Origin of the sequence: Pandoraea norimbergensis (genome assembly GCF_001465545.3) — a bacterium.
GTDB classification, from domain to species: Bacteria; Pseudomonadota; Gammaproteobacteria; order Burkholderiales; family Burkholderiaceae; genus Pandoraea; species Pandoraea norimbergensis.
The window spans coordinates 5,594,756-5,614,783 of record NZ_CP013480.3 but is presented as its reverse complement, the minus strand read 5'-3'; the positions used below and the strand labels follow the sequence as shown (position 1 = coordinate 5,614,783).

Annotated in this window: 18 protein-coding genes; 9 read left to right on the top strand and 9 right to left on the bottom strand. The window is 63.3% G+C overall.

All coding sequences use genetic code 11. The features are described 5' to 3' along the window. The first annotated feature begins 273 nt into the window (after positions 1-273). From AT302_RS24570 to AT302_RS24560, 3 genes are all read left to right on the top strand, one after another. On the top strand, positions 274-531 hold the full coding sequence (locus AT302_RS24570; RefSeq protein ID WP_058376243.1) for a GlsB/YeaQ/YmgE family stress response membrane protein: 258 nt from the start codon (positions 274-276) through the stop codon (positions 529-531). A 22-nt stretch (positions 532-553) separates the two neighbouring features. Beyond that, complete coding sequence (locus tag AT302_RS24565; protein WP_058376242.1) at positions 554-793, top strand: GlsB/YeaQ/YmgE family stress response membrane protein; 240 nt, start codon at positions 554-556, stop codon at positions 791-793. Positions 794-1,133: 340 nt separating this feature from the next. Continuing rightward, the gene (locus AT302_RS24560; RefSeq protein WP_058376241.1) at positions 1,134-2,633 is read left to right on the top strand and encodes an MDR family MFS transporter; all 1,500 of its coding nucleotides are present in this window, start codon (positions 1,134-1,136) and stop codon (positions 2,631-2,633) included. A 106-nt stretch (positions 2,634-2,739) separates the two neighbouring features. Here AT302_RS24560 and AT302_RS24555 read toward each other — a convergent pair whose 3' ends face one another. Beyond that, the gene (locus tag AT302_RS24555) at positions 2,740-5,196 is read right to left on the bottom strand and encodes a penicillin acylase family protein (protein ID WP_058376240.1); all 2,457 of its coding nucleotides are present in this window, start codon (positions 5,194-5,196) and stop codon (positions 2,740-2,742) included. A 195-nt stretch (positions 5,197-5,391) separates the two neighbouring features. On the opposite strand from AT302_RS24555, the gene AT302_RS24550 reads away from it, so the two are divergent. After that, on the top strand, positions 5,392-5,841 hold the full coding sequence (locus tag AT302_RS24550; RefSeq protein WP_084656447.1) for a GtrA family protein: 450 nt from the start codon (positions 5,392-5,394) through the stop codon (positions 5,839-5,841). Here AT302_RS24550 and AT302_RS24545 read toward each other — a convergent pair. From AT302_RS24545 to AT302_RS24535, 3 genes are all read right to left on the bottom strand, one after another. Continuing rightward, positions 5,768-6,886 (bottom strand): glycosyltransferase family 2 protein, encoded by a 1,119-nt coding sequence (locus AT302_RS24545; RefSeq protein ID WP_084656446.1) that lies wholly within the window; start codon positions 6,884-6,886, stop codon positions 5,768-5,770. The genes AT302_RS24550 and AT302_RS24545 overlap by 74 nt on opposite strands. Before the next feature lie 4 nt (positions 6,887-6,890). Then, entirely contained in the window at positions 6,891-8,192 is a 1,302-nt protein-coding gene (locus AT302_RS24540) for a glycosyltransferase family 87 protein (protein ID WP_058376239.1), read from the bottom strand. 367 nt (positions 8,193-8,559) lie between these two features. Beyond that, the gene (locus AT302_RS24535) at positions 8,560-10,005 is read right to left on the bottom strand and encodes an SLC13 family permease (protein WP_058376238.1); all 1,446 of its coding nucleotides are present in this window, start codon (positions 10,003-10,005) and stop codon (positions 8,560-8,562) included. A gap of 61 nt (positions 10,006-10,066) precedes the next feature. Between AT302_RS24535 and AT302_RS28330 the strand changes: the two genes are divergently transcribed. Together AT302_RS28330 and AT302_RS24525 are read left to right on the top strand one after the other, a co-directional pair. Beyond that, complete coding sequence (locus AT302_RS28330; RefSeq protein WP_058376237.1) at positions 10,067-10,747, top strand: GntR family transcriptional regulator; 681 nt, start codon at positions 10,067-10,069, stop codon at positions 10,745-10,747. Further along, entirely contained in the window at positions 10,744-11,217 is a 474-nt protein-coding gene (locus AT302_RS24525; RefSeq protein WP_237172011.1) for a GNAT family N-acetyltransferase, read from the top strand. Before AT302_RS28330 ends, AT302_RS24525 begins: the two co-directional genes overlap by 4 nt. A 480-nt stretch (positions 11,218-11,697) precedes the next feature. On the opposite strand, the gene AT302_RS24520 is transcribed toward AT302_RS24525, so the two are convergent. The 4 genes from AT302_RS24520 to ypfJ form a co-directional block, all read right to left on the bottom strand. Next, the gene (locus AT302_RS24520) at positions 11,698-12,033 is read right to left on the bottom strand and encodes a type II toxin-antitoxin system HicB family antitoxin (protein WP_058376236.1); all 336 of its coding nucleotides are present in this window, start codon (positions 12,031-12,033) and stop codon (positions 11,698-11,700) included. Continuing rightward, entirely contained in the window at positions 12,030-12,284 is a 255-nt protein-coding gene (locus tag AT302_RS27410) for a type II toxin-antitoxin system HicA family toxin (RefSeq protein ID WP_084656445.1), read from the bottom strand. Before AT302_RS27410 ends, AT302_RS24520 begins: the two co-directional genes overlap by 4 nt. Before the next feature lie 456 nt (positions 12,285-12,740). After that, positions 12,741-13,835 carry a redox-regulated ATPase YchF gene (gene ychF, locus AT302_RS24515; RefSeq protein WP_058376235.1) on the bottom strand — a complete coding sequence of 365 codons (1,095 nt, stop codon included), beginning with the start codon at positions 13,833-13,835 and terminating at the stop codon, positions 12,741-12,743. A gap of 109 nt (positions 13,836-13,944) precedes the next feature. After that, entirely contained in the window at positions 13,945-14,823 is an 879-nt protein-coding gene (gene ypfJ, locus AT302_RS24510) for a KPN_02809 family neutral zinc metallopeptidase (protein WP_058376234.1), read from the bottom strand. A 194-nt stretch (positions 14,824-15,017) separates the two neighbouring features. Here ypfJ and AT302_RS24505 point away from each other — a divergent pair, with 194 nt between their 5' ends. The 3 genes from AT302_RS24505 to AT302_RS24495 all read left to right on the top strand — a co-directional run bounded on the left by AT302_RS24505 (position 15,018) and on the right by AT302_RS24495 (position 18,929). Continuing rightward, positions 15,018-16,205 carry a UbiH/UbiF family hydroxylase gene (locus AT302_RS24505; RefSeq protein ID WP_058376233.1) on the top strand — a complete coding sequence of 396 codons (1,188 nt, stop codon included), beginning with the start codon at positions 15,018-15,020 and terminating at the stop codon, positions 16,203-16,205. A gap of 124 nt (positions 16,206-16,329) precedes the next feature. Continuing rightward, positions 16,330-17,082 (top strand): DsbC family protein, encoded by a 753-nt coding sequence (locus AT302_RS24500; RefSeq protein ID WP_058376232.1) that lies wholly within the window; start codon positions 16,330-16,332, stop codon positions 17,080-17,082. Positions 17,083-17,123: 41 nt separating this feature from the next. Next, a complete protein-coding gene (locus AT302_RS24495) occupies positions 17,124-18,929 on the top strand; it encodes a M61 family metallopeptidase (protein ID WP_058376231.1) in 1,806 nt (601 codons plus the stop codon). A 66-nt stretch (positions 18,930-18,995) separates the two neighbouring features. On the opposite strand, the gene AT302_RS24490 is transcribed toward AT302_RS24495, so the two are convergent. Continuing rightward, positions 18,996-19,946 (bottom strand): LysR family transcriptional regulator, encoded by a 951-nt coding sequence (locus AT302_RS24490; protein WP_058376230.1) that lies wholly within the window; start codon positions 19,944-19,946, stop codon positions 18,996-18,998. Positions 19,947-20,028: the final 82 nt, after the last annotated feature.

The window sequence follows — 20,028 nt, the reverse complement described above, 5'->3', positions numbered from 1 at the left end:
GCGCGTCGACGCGATGCCCGTTTCAGGCCAACCCGCGCCCTTCGCACCGGGACAGTGCTTGCCATCATCGCGCAGTGACGCCCTTTTGACAAATAGCGATCCCTTATACCGAACATAGGCGGGGTCAGGTGCGCGGGCATTTTGGGCCGGATTTCGGGACGAAGTGCTGAAATATTGAGCAATAAATGCCGCTGTGGCGCCGATGACGCGGTCGTCGACATGCCGGAAATAGGCGATATACTGCGTTCGGGTTCCCGTCCTTGGAGACACGTCATGGGCATTATCGGCACCATCGTCGTCGGTCTGATCGTCGGTCTCATCGCACGCGCCCTGCATCCCGGCCGGGACAGCATGGGCATCATCATGACCATCATCCTCGGCATTGCCGGCGCGTTGCTCGCCCGGTATGTCGGACAGTTCCTCCATCTCTACACCGAAGGCCAATCGGCCGGCTGGATCGCCTCGATCATCGGCGCGATCGTCCTGCTGGTGATTTACGGCGCCATCAAGCGCAGCCGCGGCACCGCCTGACGCCCGCGTCCGGAGAACGATCATGAGCATTCTCATTCTCCTGCTGGTCGGGCTGGTGGCCGGCTGGCTTGCCGGACTGGTCGTCGGCGGCAGCTTTGGGCTGATCGGCGACATTGTCGTCGGGGTGATCGGCGCGTTCATCGGCGCCTGGTTGCTTCAGCATCTGGGCATCGCCATCGGACACGGCACCCTCGGGCGCATCATCACGGCCACCATCGGCGCGATTGTGCTGCTCGCCCTGTTGCGCCTGGTGCGACGATAGGCCGCATCGCTGCCCGGCGGTTTCGCGCCAAAAGCAACACCACCGGCGTGTGATCGCGGAAAAATCGAGCGTTGATCGCTCATGGCGAGGTTTTGGCTGCGCCAAACCTTCCAAAACCCGCTTCCGGTCAGGGTTTTCTCGGCCCGTAAGCCCCGTGGCATAAGGCTTTCCGGGAAGCCATGCCGGTCGCTTGCTCACGTCATACGCGTTTGCTGGTGTTCGGCTATGCTTGTCGCCATCCTCTGGCCCGAGTCGTCTTGACTACGCGCGCGGTACCCCCGCCACGTTCGATCCCCGTCTTCCGCCGTCTCAAACGCGTCGCCCCCACTTCAAAAAAACAATGACTGCTAACCGCAATTCCGTGCGGCCTTTCATCGTGGCATCCGTCATGGCTGCGACCTCCATGGTCGCCATCGAAGCCACGATCATTTCCACCGCCATGCCGCAAATCGTCGCCCAGCTCGGCGGCCTGAATCTGTATAGCTGGGTGTTCTCCGCGTTCCTGCTCACGCAGACCGCCATGACCGTGGTGTTCGGCAAGCTCGCCGATCTTTACGGGCGCAAGCCGGTGGTGCTCGCGGGCATCGTGATCTTCCTGATTGCCTCGCTCGGCGGCGGGCTCGCGTGGTCGATGCCCGCGATGATCGTCTTCCGCCTGTTGCAGGGCGTGGGCGCGGCGTGCATCCAGCCGGTGAGTCTGACCATCATTGCCGACTACTACCCGATCAGCGAGCGCGGCAAGGTGCAGGGCTATCTGGCGAGTGTGTGGGCGATTTCGGCCGTGCTCGGACCGATGCTCGGCGGCATCATCATCCGCGATCTGTCGTGGGCGTGGATCTTCTGGATCAACATCCCCATCGGCTTGCTGGCCGCGGCAGGCTTCATCGCCTATCTGCATGAAGAGGCCCCGCGCCAGAAGCCGAGCATCGACTTCCTCGGCGCCGTGTTCTTCACCATCGCCGTGGCGGCGCTGATGATTGCGCTCACCGATGCGAATGCCTTCACCGATACGCATGTGTGGTCGGGCGTGCTGGTATGCGCCATCGCCTCGATGCTGTTCGTGTGGCAAGAGCGCCGCGCGAAGGACCCGATGATCTCGTTCGCGCTGTGGAGCCGCCGTCCGATTGCGGCGGCCAACGCCGCGACGATGCTCTCAGGCATGGTGCTCATGGGGCTGACGACGTTCCTGCCGATGTACGCGCAGGGTGTGCTCAAGCAGACGCCGGTGGTCGCCGGTATGGCCCTCACGATGATCATGGTGGGCTGGCCGATTGGTGCCACGCTCGCGGCCAAGACGTTCACCCGATTCGGTTTGCGCCGCGTGCTGGTGCTGGGCAGCCTGCTGATGCCGATGGGCGGCATCGTGTTTGCGTTGCTCGGCCCGAACAGTTCGCCGGTGCTGGCAGGGTTCGGCTCGTTGCTGATGGGCTTCTCGATGGGTACCGGCAGCGTGAGCGCGCTGGTGCTGATTCAGGAGCTTGTCACGCCGTCGCAGCGCGGCAGTGCCACGGCATCGAACATCTTCTCGCGGAATTTGGGCAGCACGCTGGGTGCGATGTTGTTCGGTGCGGTGCTCAACTATGGACTGACGCATTCGAGTGGTCTGGGCACCGTCAGCTCCGACCAGTTGCGTCACGTGCTGGAAGATCGTGGCGTGGCGACGGTGGCCGATCAGGCGATTCGCGCGGTGTTGCAACACTCGCTGCACCTGACGTTCCTGTCGATTCTCGCGATTTCGGTGGGCGTGGTCATTCTGCTGCTGCTCGTGCCGACCAACGCCGTCGACAGCGCGCGTGGCGTGAAGCGCGACAAGCCGGAGTTTGTGCCCGGCGGGCATTGATCGTCAGATCGCGATTGGCATGCAGGCACGCCAATGAAAACGGCCGGTACGGGGTAAAACCCGACCGGCCGTTTTCTATTCAAGCAGCTTGATCCATCACATCAGTTCAACGCGATGCCTCCGGCACCAGATGCAGGCGCGACTCCGTCTCGGCTTCGACCGCCGCACGGGTGTACGGCAGCTTGAAGTACTCGCCGTCGAGCCACTTCTGGGCGAGGTCACGGTAATGCGGGCTGTCCGGATTGCCCGATTCACCCGGCAGGTTCATGGCGCGCGTGTTGTCCCAGTTGCCCACATCGACCACGATCCGGAACGACGGCCCGTTGGTCTGGCGGAAGTCGCTCACGCGGTACGTCGACTGGTTCGGCGTAAAGGCACTGCCGCCTTTGGGCAACGGACCGACGTTGAGCTTCGCGCGCATGGCCGGGGCGACGGCGTCGGCGAGCGGGTGCGCATTCAGGTTGGTCTGAAGCTTGCCCCACTGCCACGCGCCGGGGTCGGCCCCTTGCAGCTTGACCATCTCGCCCCACGCTTCGCCAAGGCTGCTCAGCAGCACCGCGTCGCGTTTGGCGTTGGCGTTCTCGCCAAAGCGGGCGGCGGGTTGCTCAAGCGCGTCGAGCATCGGTGCCGGATCGGGTGCACCGAAGCTGTCCGCAGCAGCCTTCGGCAGCACGGCGTTCTTGTAGGCGCGGCCCAGATGACGGCTGAACCAGACTTCTTCCAGCGCGGCCTGTGCCGAGTCGGCTCCCATGTGGGCGTCCCAGCCCTTGAGCAGTTTGAGGGCGGCAGCCGTTTGCGGATCGTCGCTGGCGAGCGGCGCGAGGAGCGCCATCAAGCGGCGGGCCGGAATCGACACGATGTCGTTCTGCAAGCGCTCCGAATCTTCGATCGACACCTTGTCCTTCGCCTTCAGCACTTCGTCGATGCGTGCATGACGCGAGCCGTTGGTCCATTCGAAGCCGAGCTTGCGCTGATCGTACGGATAGCCGGCCGGCATGTTCATCTCGTTGGACGTGGTGAAGTAGCCGGTCGCCGGGTTGTACGCCGAGGGCAACTGATCGCGGCGCCAGAAACCGGCCCACTCGTAGCGACCATCGCCGGGCACGGGCATCAGGCCGTCCCAGTTCGGGCGAATCGGCGCCATGCCGCTCGGCACCCAGCCGATATTGCCCGCCGTATCCGCATAGACCTGATTGACGGTCGGCGCACCCCACGTATCGAGTGCCTTCTGGAACTGCGCGTAGTTTTTCGCGCGCATGTAGCGCATGGCGTCGAAGTATGGCGACATGCCCGGTTCGAGCCACGCCGTGCGCACGGCGTACGCGCGGTGCTTGTCCTTATCGACGTAGATCACCGGGCCGTGGCGGGTGAACTTGAGATCGGTCTCGACGGGCGCGCCGTCGCGCACGTTGATCGTCTCGTGGGCGGTGCGCATCGACACCCACTTGCCGCGATAGCGGTACTGGTCCGGGTTGGCCGGGTTCAGCTCGTAGACGTACAGATCTTCCTGATCGATGTTGAAGATCGTGAGGCCGAACGCGATGGTGCCGTTATGGCCGATCGCCACGCCCGGAATGGCCGGCTCGCCGGCGCCGATCAGATTGAGCGTGGGCGTGCTCACCTGCACGATGTAGCGCAGGCTCGGCGCGGCATAGGCGCGGTGCGGGTCGTTGGCCATGATGGCGCGGCCGGTGGCCGACTTCTGCGGCGAGATGACCCAGTTGTTGCTGCCTTCCGCCGATTCGGTCGATACGTCGTACGGGCCGGCTTCGGCCACCTGAATGATGTCGGCGTCGGCGCGTTGCAGTGATTCCTTGGTGATCTTCACGCCTTGTGTGGCGAGATCGAAGACCTTGAGCAGGTCGTCGGGCAGGCACGGATCGAGCCCGGCGGGCACTTGCGTCTTCCATGCCGGTTGCAGGCCGACGCGCACGCTGTCGGCGTCGAGCGAGGCTTTGCACACGACCTTGGCGCGCGCGACTTCGCTCTTGAGGTTGCGGGTGAGGCCATGGCTGCGAATGCGCACGATGTCGTCGGCGGTCCATTTCGCTGGCCAATACCCGACCGTGCGGAATTCGTACGGCATCTGGTCTGGGTGGGCGGCGAGCCATTCGATATAAGCGTTCACGCCGGCAGCGAAGGCTTCGGCAGCGGGCTTGGCATCGGGGCCGTAGCGTCGCCATTCGGTCGCCATGTCGCCGCGATAGACGAAGCGGCGGGCGGCATCATCCTGTGCGACGTAGGCGCGGCCAAAGACTTCCGACAATTCGCCGAGACCACGGCGTCGCCAGAGATCGATCTGGAACAGGCGGTCGCGCGCGGCATTGAAGCCTTGCACGAAGAAGCCGTCGCGCTCGTTCGCCGCAAAGATGTGCGGCACGCCGTTGCGATCGATCAGGATATCGGCCGGCTGCGAGAGACCGGCGACCGTGAGTGTTTCGGAGGCGGGGGGCGCGGCCGAGGGGGTGGTGTCGGCAGCGTGCACAGACGCGCTCCACGTGGCGAAGGCACAGGCCAGTGCGCCGATGGCGTGGATGGCATATGTGGCATTGGGGCGTTGCATTGTCTTCCTCCTGTCTTCTTTGGGGGTATTGTTCTTGCGAAGTACCCAGCAATCCTATGCAGATCCTGGCGACTTGCAACCCATATTCCGCGAGGTGGAAGAAATCCCTATACTCGATCCGCCACGGGTGTTTTTCTTACACCTTGCGCTTCCGGATTCTCTTACTCGCCCGCGTCTTTACTTACAACGCCGCTGATGCACGAACCCCGTCCGCCGTCGTCACCGCCACCGGCATCGCGTCTGCAACGCTGGCGTGCGTCGCGGCATGCGCGCACGTTGCTCGTGCCGCTATGGCGATTTGGTGTGACGGGGGTGATCTCGACGGCGGTGCATGTGATCGTGGCGATCACGCTCATCGACGGCTTTGACGTGGGGCCGGTACTGGCGAATGCGACGGCGTTCTGCGTCGCGACGCCGTGTTCCTATCTGCTCAATACGCTCTGGAGTTTTTCCGCGCGGCTGCACCGCACGAGTCTGCTGCGTTTTGTGGGCGTGTCGCTGTTCGGGTTATGGCTCACGACGATGATTGCCGGGGCCGTCGAGCGCTTGGGCGGCAATCACTGGCTGGGCATCATCGCTGTCGTGCTGATCGTGCCGCCCGCGACGTTTTTGCTGCATCGGCTCTGGACGTATCGCGACGCGTGAGCGCGAGGCTTTCGTGCAGATGGCGCGGTGTGCGCCCGCCCACGCGGGCAGGCAGATGGCTGACCTTGTCGCTCGTCTGGTAGCGCCGGCGCACGAGATAGAGCGGACGCCCCTTCGATTCGTAATAGATGCGTCCGACGTATTCGCCGATCACGCCAATCCCCACCAACTGGATGCCGCCGAGGAACAGAATGCCGACGAGCAGCGACGCGTAGCCGGGCACATCGATGCCGTGGATGATCGTGCGCAGCGCGATAAAGCAGCCATAGGCGAATGAGACGAACGCCAGCGACACGCCGATGTAAGTCCAGCAGCGCAGCGGCACGGTGCTGAAGCTGGTGATGCCTTCCAACGCAAAATTCCACAGCCGCCAGCCGGAGAACTTCGACTCACCGGCGCTGCGCGGCTCGCGCACGTACTCCACGATTTCCGTATGAAAGCCGACCCACGCGAACAGACCCTTCATGAAGCGGCGGCGCTCGGGCAACTGCTTGAGCGCCGTGACCACGCGCCGGTCGATCAGCCGGAAGTCGCCGACGTTCTCGGGCAGCTTCACTTCGGAGAGCCGGTTGTGTACGCGGTAGTACAACCCGGCGGCGACGCGTTTGGCGAAGCTGTCGCTTGCACGGTTGGTGCGCTTGGCGAGCACGACTTCGGCGCCGTTGCGCCAGCGCTCGATCATCACGGGGATGAGGGCGGGCGGGTCTTGCAGGTCGGCGTCGATGGGGATCACGGCGTCGCCGACGGCTTCGTCGATGCCGGCGCTGAGTGCGGCTTCCTTGCCGAAGTTGCGTGTGAAGTCCACGACACGAATGCGGGCGTCGTGACGGCGTAACGCGAGCAACGCGTTGAGCGTGTCGTCGGTGCTGCCGTCGTTCACGCAGACGATTTCGAAGCGAACGCCGGCCACGCTGTCGAGGATGGGGACGACGGCCCGGAAGAAGGCGTCGAGCGCCGGGGCTTCGTTGTGGCAGGGCACCACGAGCGAGACGAGCGGTGCGCGGGTGGTGTCGGGTGTGTGGCGGGTGTCGGCAGCGCGTGGCATCGGGTCACCTCGTGAACACATGAGCCATGCCGGGGGCACGGCGGTCGGCGGTATCGATTCGCCGATCGAAGGCATCGGGCAGATCGGGTACATGCGCAAGCTTGCGACGTCGGCGCCAGAGCATGCCGAGTGTCGCCAGCGTAATGAGCGGCATGAACTGGACGTTGGTGAAAAGCACGATGAACAGGCCGAACAACGGCGTGATCCACAACACCACGAGCCATTCACGCTCGCCGCGCAGCCAGCCGCGTGCCACGCCATCGCGCACGTACCACGCGATCACCAGCGCGAGCAGGGCGAGGTCGTAGTCATAGAGGTACGGACTCACCAGCGTGGTCGCACAAATCAGCGTGGCAGCGCGCAGTGCAAACGGGCCGGGGCGACGCCAGAAGTCGATCACCACCGCGACGGCGCCCAGTGCAATCACGCCATGGATGACGAGTGCCACGAGCACCGGCGCACCGAACATGCGGGCGGTGATAAAGAACGTGGGAATGCGTGCGACCTGAGCCGTGCCGTTGGCGACACCCTGGCGCGCATATTCATTGGCGTGAAGGAAGGCGGTATAGGCATCGATACCGAACACCGCTGCGGCGAGCAACGTCGTGACAATGACGGTGACGATGCATGCGGCGAGGGCGCGCCATTGCCGGGCGCAAAGGAATGCCAGCGGGAAGAGCAGCGCGATGTGCGGCTTGATGAAGAGCAGGCCTGCGAAGATACCTGCCCACACGGGACGTTTGCGCAGCAACACCAGCGAGATGCCGGCGATGGCGGTGGTGTAGAGGGCAATCTGACCGGCAACGACAACGACCAGCACGCCGGGAAATCCGATGATCGGCAGGCGCGCGTCCGCCCAAGGTGCCGTGCGCCGCAGGGTCGCATAGAACAGCGCGAAGCCGATGCTGGCATACACGGTGTAGGCGAACATGAAAGGCAGCAACGCCACGGGGGCGAGGAACACCATCATGATGGGCGGGTAGAGCCACGGCATGTAGCCGCCCAACTTGGTTGTCCAGGGTTCCGCAGCGATTTGCGCTTGATTCATGATCTCGATGTTGTAAGCATCGAGCGGATGCCCTTGCAGTACGAAATGCGATGCGCCCCAGAACGGCAGGAAGTCGAGACCGAAGGGGCCGATCGTAGGGTTTTCCGTGAAAAAGTGCTGTTTGCACCAGAAGACGATCACGCCGAGCACGCAAAGCAGGCCGGCGCCGGCATACAGGCGAATGCGATCGCGATCATCGCTCCAGTGCGGGCGCGAGGGCGCTGCTACGTCAATCACTTCGGACGGCTTCGATGTCATGCCAACATCCCCCTGGCTGCATGAAGACTGCGATGCTCGATTGCGCTGCTGTTTGGGTATGGCGAGATTGCGGTGAGTCGGCCGACGGGGCGATGCGTATTGACGCGAATCGACGCGACATGATCGACGCGTCTTATTCGTGGTGTCGCTCCCGTTTTTTACTTTGTCGTTGTCACGATTGTCACTGCGCGGGCACGCCAAGCTCAAGCAGGGCATTCCCGAGATGGCAGGGCCACGCTTTGATATTAGACGAGACGGTCTCCGAAAGGATCACGTCTATCGGGTGACTGTGGCAAACCGGCGTTTGAAATGTTGATTCGGATGGCCACGTAAAACGCCACTTCGCGTTGCAGCACGTCACATCGCGTCACATCAGGCCGATGACGTGCCACCAAAGCGCATTGGCCGGCAGCACCGTGACGAGCGACAGCAAGGCGGTGGCAACGCAAAACCGGGTGGCGTCACGCAGTCCGATGCCGGCGAGCGCCATGGCCAGAATCAGCGGCGGCGCTTGATACGGCAGGACGATCGTCGAGATACCGACAGCCTGCGTGAGCAACACGGCTTTCATGCTGAGCGGCGCGCCTTGTGCGAGGGCGGGGACTAACGGGGTGAACAACGCGGGCGCGGCGTTCGAGGTGACGGCAAACATCAGCACGACGGAAAGTACGACCAGCACGAGATAGGCGGGCGTTGCCGACATTTGCGCGAGGTCGAGGCGCGAAAGTGCGGGGCGCAGCGCGTCGGCGAGACCTGCGTGATCGACCGCTGCCGTCAGTCCGATGATCGCTGCGACAAACCACAACGGTGCGAGCTTCACCTGCTTGAGAAACGCTTCCGGATTCACGAGGCGCAGCGGGCCGAGGCACAACAGCGCTACGCCAAGCCCGACCCAACCGGCGGAGACGTGGTGCCAAGGTTCGGTGAACCAGAGCCCCAGCATCAGCGTCAGCGCGCCGAGCAGGCGACGTTCGGCGGGGCCCATGGATGCGGTTGTGGGCGAGGGGGATGAAGACGCGAGGTCTGCTGCAACGAGACGATCCGGAAACATCCATATCGCGACGACGACCAGCAGCGCGCCGCGCACGACGGCCAGCGCCGGGACGAGTGCGCTGGCGTATTCGGCATAGCCGAGTCGGATGCCCAGCACCGTTTCCGCGCTGCCTGCCATCACTAGATTCGGCAAATTGGCGGGAAGAATCGCCGTCGACAACTCGCAACTGGCGAGCGCGGTGGCGAGCAGAAGCCCGGTGCGCCCGGGACGACCGGCGACGAAGCCGACGCGGTCGCAAAAGCTCAGCACGATCGGGACCAGAATGGCGATGCGTCCCAGCGTGGAAGGCATGACCAGCGACAGCACGAAGGCGATGGCGACGAACCCGGTGAGGGCGAGCCCGTAAGCGTGTCCGCAGTGGGCGGCGAGGCGGCGCGCGACGCGCTCGCCGAGTCCGGTGACGGCAAGCGCCATGCCGATGACGGCCCCGCTGAACACCAGCCAGAAGGCCCCGGATGTGAAGCCCGAGAAGACCACGCCAGCGCCAAGCGATGTAGCGGCAACCAGCAGGAACATCAGCAGCAACGACACGAGGAAGTCGGGCAGCCAGCCGGTGGCCCAGTAGCCGAGACAGAGCGTGACGATGACGGCCACCGTGAGCGTGTCGCCACGCAACCCTGCCGAGTACAGCGCGAAGCCGACTAAGGCGCTGAGTCCCACAAGCAAGCCGTGCCGCCAGCGTCGCCCGGGCGCGAAGGCGTCGCCGGGGACGGGGGCGACCGCGCTGCCAGCGGTAGGTGTCGGACTGGTTTGTGACATGGCGACTCCGGATAATATATAATTTTCGTGATTATATATAATTTGCCGGGAGAGTCGACGAATGGCGAAAGATGCCGGATTGGACGCGGGATCGGAGCCGCAGGCTGGGACCGCCACGGAGCGGGCCTATGAAGCGTTGCGCGAGCAGATTGGCCGTGGCGAATTGAAGCCGGGCGAAGCGCTGCGGCAGGACCATCTGGCGGCGGCGCTGGGCGTGAGCCATGTGCCGGTGCGTGAAGCGTTGACCATGCTGGCGGCGGACGGGTTGGCGCTCAGTCGTGTGAATCGCGGCACGGTGGTGGCGTCGCTCACTGAGAGCGACGCGCTGGAGTTGGCCGACTACCGCGCGTTGCTGGAGGGGCGATTGATGGCGTTGGCGATGCCGAACTTGTCGCGCGCCGATCTGGCGCGGGCCGAGGCGTCGCTCGATGCGCTGGAAGCGGCAACGGATCTTGCGGATGTGGTGGCACGCAACGCGGCGTTTCACGCGATGCTGTACGCGAAGGCGGAACGTCCGTACTTTCAGCGTGCGGTGGCGACGGCGCGACTGAACCTCGGGCGGTATTTGTTTCTGGCGTGGCGCACGCAGGGGAACGCGCAGCGCTCGCACGAGGAACATCGCGAGTTACTGCGTCTTTGTGCGGCCGGTGACGATGCAGGGGCTGTGGCATTGGTGCAGGCGCATAACCGGGAAACCGGTGAACGGATCGCACAAATCATTCGAGAGGGTTGGGACGCGTGAGCTACGTCGACACGAACGGAATTGCCTTTGATATTGAAGCGGCAAGACCGGCGGACTTGCCTGCGCTTGCGCAGCTCTACCTCGGTGTCAGGCGGCAGACGATGACGTGGTTGTCGTCCGACCGGTTCCGGTATGAAGACTTCGCGTCGGATGCCGCGGGCGAGACGATTCAGGTAGCGAGGGGTGTCAACGACGAGATCCTCGGATTCATCTCCGTCTGGCCAGCGGATAACTTCATTCACATGCTCTACGTGCGTGAGACCTCGCAAGGCGCAGGTGTGGGGGCGGCGTTGTTGAAAGCGCTCCCGGATTGGCCATCACGCGGATACCGACTCAAATGTCTGGTGAAGAACTCGCGAGCGAAGGCGTTCTACTTGCGTCACGGTTTTGCTGTGACTGGGGCGGGGACGTCGGAGGAGGGGGATTACGAGGATATGGTGACCGCGACGCTGACGACCGAAGCGCATTGAGCGCTCTCCGATAAGTACGGCGGGCATCAGAAATTGACTCTGCCGGAGACGCCCACATCACAAGGATCTGCGAAGTCTGCCGACATCCACCTGTCGAGGCTTTGCGTTGTTGACGGTTGCGATCGTTCACACTCCCCTGTCAGCAGCGAATGACTGACTGCGAGAGTTCAAAACGGAGATGGAAGGTGCTGCACGGATACGCGAAGCGAGTTCGACCAACGAGGAGGCGTGATGGCGATGTTGACTCGCCACATTGCGACACTTTGTATGAAAGCCTTCGCGAACAGTCAGCGCTACTGAAGTTGCTTTTCCTGAGTGAACAAGACGTTCTCGACGGAAACCTTCTCACGATCCGCAACGTAGTGGATCGCCTTCGCAGGAAGAGGGCCGCATCTTGTTAGATAACAACGATTTCTTCAGTTGTTGTCGCAATAGGTCGCCCCGTCTAGGCGAGTGATCTCAATTGCGTTGAAAGAAGCGTCACGCGCACGCCGCGAGCTCAAGTGTCTCGGCTGCCCACTGGTTCAGACTTTGTCCGTGCGCTGCGGCGGCAATAGCGGCAGCTTCATGGGCTTTGGGATCCAGGCGAATCACAAACTTCCCCGAAAACTGCTTTTGGGGTTCCAAACCACGGCGCGCGCATTCTTCGAGAAAGACCTTCAAAGACAGTTCGCCTTCGCGATGCAGTCCGCCGACATCACCGGCATAAAAATCTGCACCCCCGTTCAAGCCGACAAACTCGCCTCTGAACATTTCAATCTCGGGGTCATAGCAGATGACGGCCTTGTGCCCATTGATGATCATGACGTTATTCATGGTTTCACTCCGTTCTCTTCGAGCCACTTCCGAATCGTTGCAATAGCCCCCTTGTCGAGGTCCGGCGAAGGGTGGGGGCGATGAAATATTCTGATGTGGCCAAACAAATAGACCGCGACTCGGGACCCCTCGCGTTCAATCAACTCTGCACCAAGATCAAGAAACAGCGATGCCACGTCGCGCCAACGCGCTCCCGCTGGGGTGGGGCGAGAAAAAATCAATTCAAGCGTCTTTCTCGATTTTGTTTTCATCAAATAGTATCAAAATATAGTATCAAAAACAAACGAGAAGAAGTTGTTTAGACGATTGCGAAGGGTCATCAACTGACGGTTGAGCGAGTGACTGCTGCTTGGGTGGTGACGGGGACGGGTGTTGACGATTGGCGCGAACGATCGCCGAATATATGGACGCGGGCGTGTAACGACGGCGGATCGGTGGGAACGTTCGCTTGAATGCAGTGGCGACGACTTTCAGCGAGATGCTGCTCAATCGTCATCGCGCAGATTACGCCTAGCTGCGAGACGAACGAAAGCATATGGGGATCGCATCGCCGGGACAAGCGGATGGCGGCGCAATTCGATGCTTGGATCGAAGATTCGGAACTGCCCCAAGTCGCCTTGAAAACAAAAAACCCGCGAGAGCGCGGGTTTTTTGTGGAGACTCCGGAAGCATCTGGGGCCCCCGAATTTATCCAGTCGACTGAGTCGTTACACGTTAAACAAGAAGTTCATCACGTCGCCGTCGTGCACGACGTATTCCTTGCCTTCGGCGCGCATCTTGCCGGCTTCTTTCGCGCCTTGCTCGCCCTTGAACTGGATGTAGTCGTCGAACGCAATCGTCTGCGCGCGGATGAAGCCGCGCTCGAAGTCCGTGTGGATCACGCCAGCCGCTTGCGGTGCCGTGTCGCCCACGTGGATCGTCCACGCGCGCACTTCCTTCACGCCGGCCGTGAAGTACGTCTGCAAGCCCAGCAGCTTGAAGCCCGCACGAATCACGCGGTCCAGACCCGGCTCGTCCATGCCCATGTCGGCCAAAAACTCAGCCTTGTCGGCATCTTCCATATCGCCGATTTCCGCCTCGATCGCCGCGCATACCGCCACGACCGGCGCATTTTCCGCTTCAGCGTACTTACGCACCGCATCCAGATGCGGGTTGTTCTCGAAACCGTCGTCCTTCACGTTCGCCACATACATCGTCGGCTTGGCCGTGATCAGGCAGAACGGCTTGATCAACGCCTGTTCGTCTTCCGAAAGCTTCAGCGAGCGCACCGGACGTGCTTCGTTGAGCACCGGCGCAATCTTCTCGAGCACCGCCACCAGCTTGGCCGCTTCCTTGTCGTTGCCCGACTTGGCCGCCTTCGTGTAACGCTGCAACGACTTCTCGACGGTGGCCAGATCGGCCAGCGCGAGTTCGGTGTTGATCACTTCGATGTCGGAGATCGGGTTGACCTTGCCGGCCACGTGGATGACGTTCTCATCCTCGAAGCAACGCACGACGTGCGTGATCGCATCCGTTTCGCGAATGTTGGCGAGGAACTGGTTGCCCAGCCCTTCACCCTTGGACGCGCCCGCCACCAGACCGGCGATATCCACGAATTCGACCGTTGCCGGCATGATCCGCTCGGGTTTGACGATCTCGGCCAGCTTGCCCAGTCGCGGGTCCGGCACCTCGACCACGCCGACGTTCGGCTCGATCGTACAGAACGGGTAGTTCTCGGCAGCGATGCCCGCCTTGGTCAGCGCATTGAAAAGGGTCGATTTGCCGACGTTGGGCAAGCCGACGATGCCGCATTTGAGGCTCATGCTAAATCCTGTGAAATCCGGTATTGCGTCGCGGAAAGTCCGCTATTGTACCCGTTCGTGCCCGAACCACCCGCTCTGCCACCCCCGGGGCCTCGGGGGCCGCAGGCGCTCAGCTCAGTTGCTTGGCCGAGAACGTGTCGCACTTGCGCACATCGCCCGACTGCAACCCCTGACGCAGCCAATACACCCGCTGCGCACTCGTGCCGTGCGTGAACGACTCCGGCACCACGCGCCCCTGCGATTGCTGCTGCAACCGGTCGTCGCCAATGGCGGCCGCCGCCTTCAGCCCCTGCTCAATGTCACCCGGCTCGAACAACTGCTGGTTCGCCTTCGCCGCATTGTTGGCCCAGACCCCGGCAAAGCAGTCCGCCTGCAACTCCAGCCGTACCGACAGCGCATTGGCCTGCGCCTCGCTCACGCGCCGGCGCGCCGCGTCGAACTGATCGGAAATGCCCAGCAGGTTCTGCACGTGATGGCCCACCTCGTGCGCAATCACGTAAGCCTGCGCGAAGTCCCCCCCGGCGCCGAACTTGCGCTGCAATTCGTCGTAAAACTCGAGGTCGATATAGACCTTCTGGTCGCCCGGACAGTAAAACGGCCCCATGGCCGTTTGCCCCGTCCCGCACGCCGTGGCCGTCGCCCCGGAGAACACCACCAGCTTCGGCGCTACGTACTGACGGTTCAGCTGCGCCGGGAAAACGCTCGCCCACGTGTGCTCGATGTTGCCGAGCACCTTGCGCGTGAAGACGATCTTGGGGTCGTTGGCGGGTGCCGTGTTGGCCGGTGCCCGCTGGGGCTGCGACTGCGTCTGCCCCTGAATCATCTGCGAGCCTTCGATGATTACGCGCGGGTCGATGCCGAAGAAGTACGAGGCCGCCAGCGCCACCACGATCGTGCCGATCCCGATGGTCGTGCGTCCTCCGAAGCCGCCGCCACTGCCCCGGCGGTCTTCTACGTTCTGACTTTCCTGTTCGTCGTCGAGACGCATTTTGAATCTCCCCTGCATGGATGCCCGTTACCTGCGCGGAAGTATAGCGCCGGGCGTCGACGGCGCGACGCTCGGTCGCAGCCGGGCACCGCGCGGCCGGGCATCACCCCGGCGGCAGGCGTGCGACAATACGCCATCTCGTTTTCTGAACCAGTCGGCTCGCGCAGTCATGGCGCGGGCGCTGCATTCGCCGCATGGCCCAATCCCAAACTTCCAGCCAGACGCACGACGTCATCGTCGTCGGTGGCGGTCTGATCGGCAAGGCCGCCGCCTTGCTGCTTTCGCAAGCGCGCCTGTCGGTCGCACTGCTCGCCCAGCCCGCCACGGCCACGGCGCCCGGCGGTGACCCCTGGGACGCCCGCATCTACTCGCTCTCGTCCAGCTCGCAAGCCCTCTTCGAGCGCATGCGTGTCTGGCAGGCAGTCGATCCCGCGCGCGTGAATCCCGTCTACGACATGGAAGTGTTCGGCGACGAACGCGGCAGCCTGCACTTCTCGGCCTATCAGGCCGCCGTGCCGCAACTGGCATGGATCGCCGAATCGTCGAATCTCGAACGCGCCCTCGACGCCGCGCTGCGCTTCTCTCCGCAAGTCCATTGGGTCGACGCCCGCGCCGATGCGCTCGAAGTCGACGCGGATGCCGCCTCGGTGCGTCTGTCCGACGGCAAGGTGCTGCGCGCATCGCTGGTGGTCGGGGCCGACGGCGCGCACTCATGGGTACGCGGCACGGCGGGCCTCGATGGCACGGTGCGTCCGTACGAACAACTAGGTGTGGTGTGCAACTTCCGCGCGGAGCGATCGCACCGCGATACGGCGTTTCAATGGTTTCACGACGGCGAGATCATCGCGCTGCTGCCATTGCCGGATCAGCACGTCTCGCTCGTCTGGTCGGCCGCCGAAGGGCACGCCAGCCAGTTGCTTGCGCTCGATCCCAAAGACCTTGCCGAGCGCATCGGCACGTTCTCGAAAGGTGAACTTGGCCAGCTCACGCCGGTCTCAGCCCGCGCACAGGGGTTCCCGCTGGTGCTCGCTCAAGCGAAGCGTCTGATCGCTCAACGCGTTGCGCTGATCGGCGACGCGGCGCATGTGGTGCATCCGCTGGCGGGGCAGGGCATGAACCTTGGGCTACGCGATGTCGCAGCACTGGGCGACGCCGTGGCTGCGCGGGAATCGTTCCGCGACTGTGGCGACGCCACCGTGCTGCGTCGCTACGAGCGTGCGCGCAAGGAAGATATCGGCAGCATGGCGTTCACGACCGATGGGCTGCACAAGCTGTTCTCGACCAGCAGCCCGCTCGCGAAGTTCGCACGCAACGCCGGACTCGACGGCGTGAACATGCTGCCCTTCGTGAAGAAATTCCTGATCGGCCGCGCGCTGGGTTAAGGCATTCGTCTACGGCGTCGATTCGCAACCGGCGAAGCGACGCGCGGGACAGTGCAAGTATCTGCGCACGCCCTCGCATCCCCATACGCACCATCAAGCACGACACTACTTCTGGAGAAATTCGATGTTGCAACGTTATCGCGCCGCGGCGCTTGCTATCGCAGCGGTTTGCGCCGCCGGTGTCACCACGCTGGCCGTCGCGCAGAACAAGCCGGACGCGACGCTCGACCGCGTGAAGAGCGCCGTGCAAAAGACGCTCGGTTCGGATGCCCCCGTGAAGTCGGTGTCGCGCACGCCGGTGCCGGGGCTCTATGAAGTGGCGGTCGGCGGCGAGATCATCTACGCCGACGAAAAGGCACAGTACGTCATTCTCGGCGGCAACCTGATCGACACCAAGACGCGTCAGAACCTCACGGAAGCGCGTCAATCCGAGCTGAACAAGGTCGACTTCTCGAAGCTCCCGCTCGATCGCGCCATCAAGTTCGTGAAGGGCAACGGCAGCCGCAAGATCGCCGTCTTCTCCGATCCGAATTGCCCGTACTGCAAGCGCTTTGAAGAGACCCTGAAGTCGAACATCGACAACATCACCGTCTATACCTTCCTGTATCCGGTGCTCGGCCCGGATTCGGACGCCAAGTCGAAGGCCATCTGGTGCTCGACCGATCGCCTCAAGGCATGGCACGACTGGATGCTCGACAAGAAGGCACCGGCCACGCCCACGGCCAAGTGCGACGACGGTCCGGTCAAGCAGAACGTGGCGCTGGGACACAGCTACAACGTGACGGGCACGCCGACGATCATTCTGTCGGACGGCCGCCGCCTGCCGGGCGCCGTGCCTGCCGACGAGCTCGAAAAAGCCCTCGCCACCGTCAAGTAAGCCCTCTCACATAAGAAGCGCCCGCCCGCGCCGCCCACGTCATGAAAGCTACGCCTTCCATTCGGTACGCCATCGTCCCGAAGTCGCCCGCCGCTCACTTGTTCGAAGTGAGCGTCACGGTCTCCAGCCCTGCGCCTGAAGGCCAGCGTTTCACGTTGCCGGCGTGGATTCCGGGCAGCTACATGGTGCGCGAGTTCGCGCGCAACATCGTGACCATCGGCGCGACGTGCCGTGGCCGCAAGGTGGCGCTCGACAAGCTCGACAAGCACACGTGGCAGGCGGCGCCCTGCAAGGGCACGCTGATCGTGACGTACGAGGTCTATGCATGGGATCTTTCGGTGCGCGCCGCGCATCTGGACGACACGCATGGCTTCTTCAACGGCACCAGCGTGTTTCTGCGCGTGCACGGGCAGGAGAACTCGCCGTGCGAGGTCGACATCCTGCGCCCGCGCGGTGCTGCCTACAAGGCATGGCGTGTGGCGACGGCGCTGGAACCTGCGCAGGGGACGGCGGCGCTCGACTTCGGCCGCTATATCGCCGCCGATTACGACGAACTGATCGATTCGCCGGTGGAACTGGGCACCTTCGTGCACGGCACCTTCAAGGCGTGCGGTGTGACGCATGAGGTGGCCATCACCGGCCCCGTGCCGAAGCTCGATCTCGACCGTTTGCTGCGCGACATGAAGAAGATCTGCGAATCGCAGATCCGGTTGTTCGAACCGGGTGCCAGCGCGCGTTCGCGTGTGCCCATGTCGCGTTATGTCTTCCTGCTGATGACGGTGGGGGACGGTTACGGCGGGCTGGAGCATCGCGCGTCCACGGCGCTGCTGGCCGGTCGTAATGACCTGCCGGTGCAGGGGCAGGCGAAGATGAGCGACGCGTATCGCGGCTTCCTCGGTCTGGTGAGCCACGAGTACTTCCACACGTGGAACGTCAAACGCATCAAGCCTGCGGCTTTCGCGCCTTACACACTCGATCAGGAAAACTACACACGCCTGCTGTGGTTGTTCGAAGGCTTTACGTCGTATTACGACGATCTGATGCTCGTGCGTAGCGGCGTGATCGACGCGCCCGCTTATTACGATCTGGTCGCGGAGACGGTGGCCAACGTGCTGCGCGGCAGCGGCCGCCTCAAGCAGACCGTTGCCGAGAGTTCGTTCGACGCGTGGACCAAGTACTACCGTCAGGACGAGAACGCGCCGAACGCCATCGTGAGCTACTACACGAAGGGTTCGCTGATCGCGCTGGCACTTGATCTGACCATTCGCACGCAGACGCGTGGCCAGAAGTCGCTTGACGACATCATGCGCGCGCTGTGGCAGCGTTACGGGCGCGATTTCTATCGCGGGGCACCGGTCGGCATCGATGAAGATGCGGTTCAGCCGTTGTTTGAAGAAGTCTCGGGTATCGACCTGTCGGAGTTCTTTGCGACGGCCATCAACGGCACGCGCGACTTGCCGCTCGCATCGTTGCTGGAGCGTGTCGGCCTGACGCTGGCGCCAGTGACGCCGGAACATGGCCGTCCGTCACTCGGAGCGAAGACAGCGAAGCGCGGTGACGACCTCGCGCTCGCGCAAGTGCTCGACGGTGGCGCTGCGCAAGCGGCGGGTCTGTCGGCAGGCGATACGCTCGTCGCCATCGACGGTCTGCGCGTGACGACGGGTAATCTCGACAAGTTGCTCGAACGCTATCGCGCAGGCGATCAGGTGCGCGTGCACGCGTTCCGCCGCGACGAATTGCGCGAAACCGCGCTCACGCTCGATGCCCCGGAAGTGACGCAATACCGCATCACCGCGACGCGCGATCGGGCCGCCGCGCAACGCCGCGAGAAGTGGCTGAGTGCCTGACCGGCGTTCGATCAGTCTTTGATGGGTGTTTGAATCGCCTTTGAATCGTCTTTGATTTGCGCCTGATTACCGCTTGGCCTCGACAGGTGCCGGACCCGGCACCGTCGGGTCGCGGTTTTCTTCGGGGCACGTCCGCGCGACCGCCAGCATATGTTCGATGAAGACCTGCGTCTTTCTCGGCAAAAAGCGGCGCGAGGGCGTGACCAGATGCACCGGGCTGGCCGGTAGCGACCACTCGGGCAGCACTTTGACCAGACGGCCAGTGCGCAATGCATCTTCGGCCAGAATGTCGGTCAGCGCGGCAATGCCGCTACCCGCCAGCGCCATCTCCTTGACCATCCCCATGCTGTTGACCTGAATCGCGCCGTGCATCGTGATGTCGACGCGTTGCCGCCCTTTGTGCAGCGTGTCGGTATTGAAGAGCCGTCGGGCGCCTTGCAGGATCACGTACCGGTGGCCGGCAAGTTCTTCCGGCTCACCGGGCAGGCCCGTAGCGCTGAGATAGAGCGGACTGGCGTAGAGGCTGCGCGTGAGCATCAGCAACGGACGCGCCACCAGCGTGGAGTCCGAGAGCTGCCCCGCGCGAATGGCCACGTCGACGCGCTCGGCGATCAGGTCGACCTGCCGCGAGCTGAGATCGACATCGACGGTGATTTCGGGATACGCCGCACAGAACGTGGCGAGCGGAAGCGCCAGCCATTGCGTCGCAAAGTCGGCGGGTGCCGTGATTCGCAAACGGCCACGCGGCTTGTTCGAGAGCTGCGAAGCGAAGTCGCGTGTCTCTTCCACCTCTTCGAGAATCGGCAGACAGCGCTCGTAATACGCCTCACCCACTTCCGTGAGTTCAAGGCGCCGGGTGGTCTTGTGCAGCAGCCGGGTGCCGAGTCGCGTCTCCAGCCGGGACAGACGCCGGCTGACCGTCGCCTTCGGCAAATCGAGCCGCTCACCCGCTCGGGTGATGCTGCCGGAGCGCACCACTTCGGCGAAGATCAGCATGTCGTTCAGATCGTCAATCATCGCACTGCGCTCCTTGTGACGCCTTGTGGCGTCTGGCCAAAACCGTTGAATCGCCCATGAGCCGCCCGTGAAACCGCTACCC

What these genes read in the sequence shown, in the direction of transcription:
- AT302_RS24570 (WP_058376243.1), top strand. Translation starts at nt 274, where the DNA reads ATGGGCATTATCGGCACCATCGTCGTCGGTCTGATCGTCGGTCTCATC.
- AT302_RS24565 (WP_058376242.1), top strand. Translation starts at nt 554, where the DNA reads ATGAGCATTCTCATTCTCCTGCTGGTCGGGCTGGTGGCCGGCTGGCTT.
- AT302_RS24560 (WP_058376241.1), top strand. Translation starts at nt 1,134, where the DNA reads ATGACTGCTAACCGCAATTCCGTGCGGCCTTTCATCGTGGCATCCGTC.
- AT302_RS24555 (WP_058376240.1), bottom strand. Translation starts at nt 5,196, where the DNA reads ATGCAACGCCCCAATGCCACATATGCCATCCACGCCATCGGCGCACTG.
- AT302_RS24550 (WP_084656447.1), top strand. Translation starts at nt 5,392, where the DNA reads ATGCACGAACCCCGTCCGCCGTCGTCACCGCCACCGGCATCGCGTCTG.
- AT302_RS24545 (WP_084656446.1), bottom strand. Translation starts at nt 6,886, where the DNA reads ATGCCACGCGCTGCCGACACCCGCCACACACCCGACACCACCCGCGCA.
- AT302_RS24540 (WP_058376239.1), bottom strand. Translation starts at nt 8,192, where the DNA reads ATGACATCGAAGCCGTCCGAAGTGATTGACGTAGCAGCGCCCTCGCGC.
- AT302_RS24535 (WP_058376238.1), bottom strand. Translation starts at nt 10,005, where the DNA reads ATGTCACAAACCAGTCCGACACCTACCGCTGGCAGCGCGGTCGCCCCC.
- AT302_RS28330 (WP_058376237.1), top strand. Translation starts at nt 10,067, where the DNA reads ATGGCGAAAGATGCCGGATTGGACGCGGGATCGGAGCCGCAGGCTGGG.
- AT302_RS24520 (WP_058376236.1), bottom strand. Translation starts at nt 12,033, where the DNA reads ATGAATAACGTCATGATCATCAATGGGCACAAGGCCGTCATCTGCTAT.
- AT302_RS27410 (WP_084656445.1), bottom strand. Translation starts at nt 12,284, where the DNA reads ATGAAAACAAAATCGAGAAAGACGCTTGAATTGATTTTTTCTCGCCCC.
- ychF (WP_058376235.1), bottom strand. Translation starts at nt 13,835, where the DNA reads ATGAGCCTCAAATGCGGCATCGTCGGCTTGCCCAACGTCGGCAAATCG.
- ypfJ (WP_058376234.1), bottom strand. Translation starts at nt 14,823, where the DNA reads ATGCGTCTCGACGACGAACAGGAAAGTCAGAACGTAGAAGACCGCCGG.
- AT302_RS24505 (WP_058376233.1), top strand. Translation starts at nt 15,018, where the DNA reads ATGGCCCAATCCCAAACTTCCAGCCAGACGCACGACGTCATCGTCGTC.
- AT302_RS24500 (WP_058376232.1), top strand. Translation starts at nt 16,330, where the DNA reads ATGTTGCAACGTTATCGCGCCGCGGCGCTTGCTATCGCAGCGGTTTGC.
- AT302_RS24495 (WP_058376231.1), top strand. Translation starts at nt 17,124, where the DNA reads ATGAAAGCTACGCCTTCCATTCGGTACGCCATCGTCCCGAAGTCGCCC.
- AT302_RS24490 (WP_058376230.1), bottom strand. Translation starts at nt 19,946, where the DNA reads ATGATTGACGATCTGAACGACATGCTGATCTTCGCCGAAGTGGTGCGC.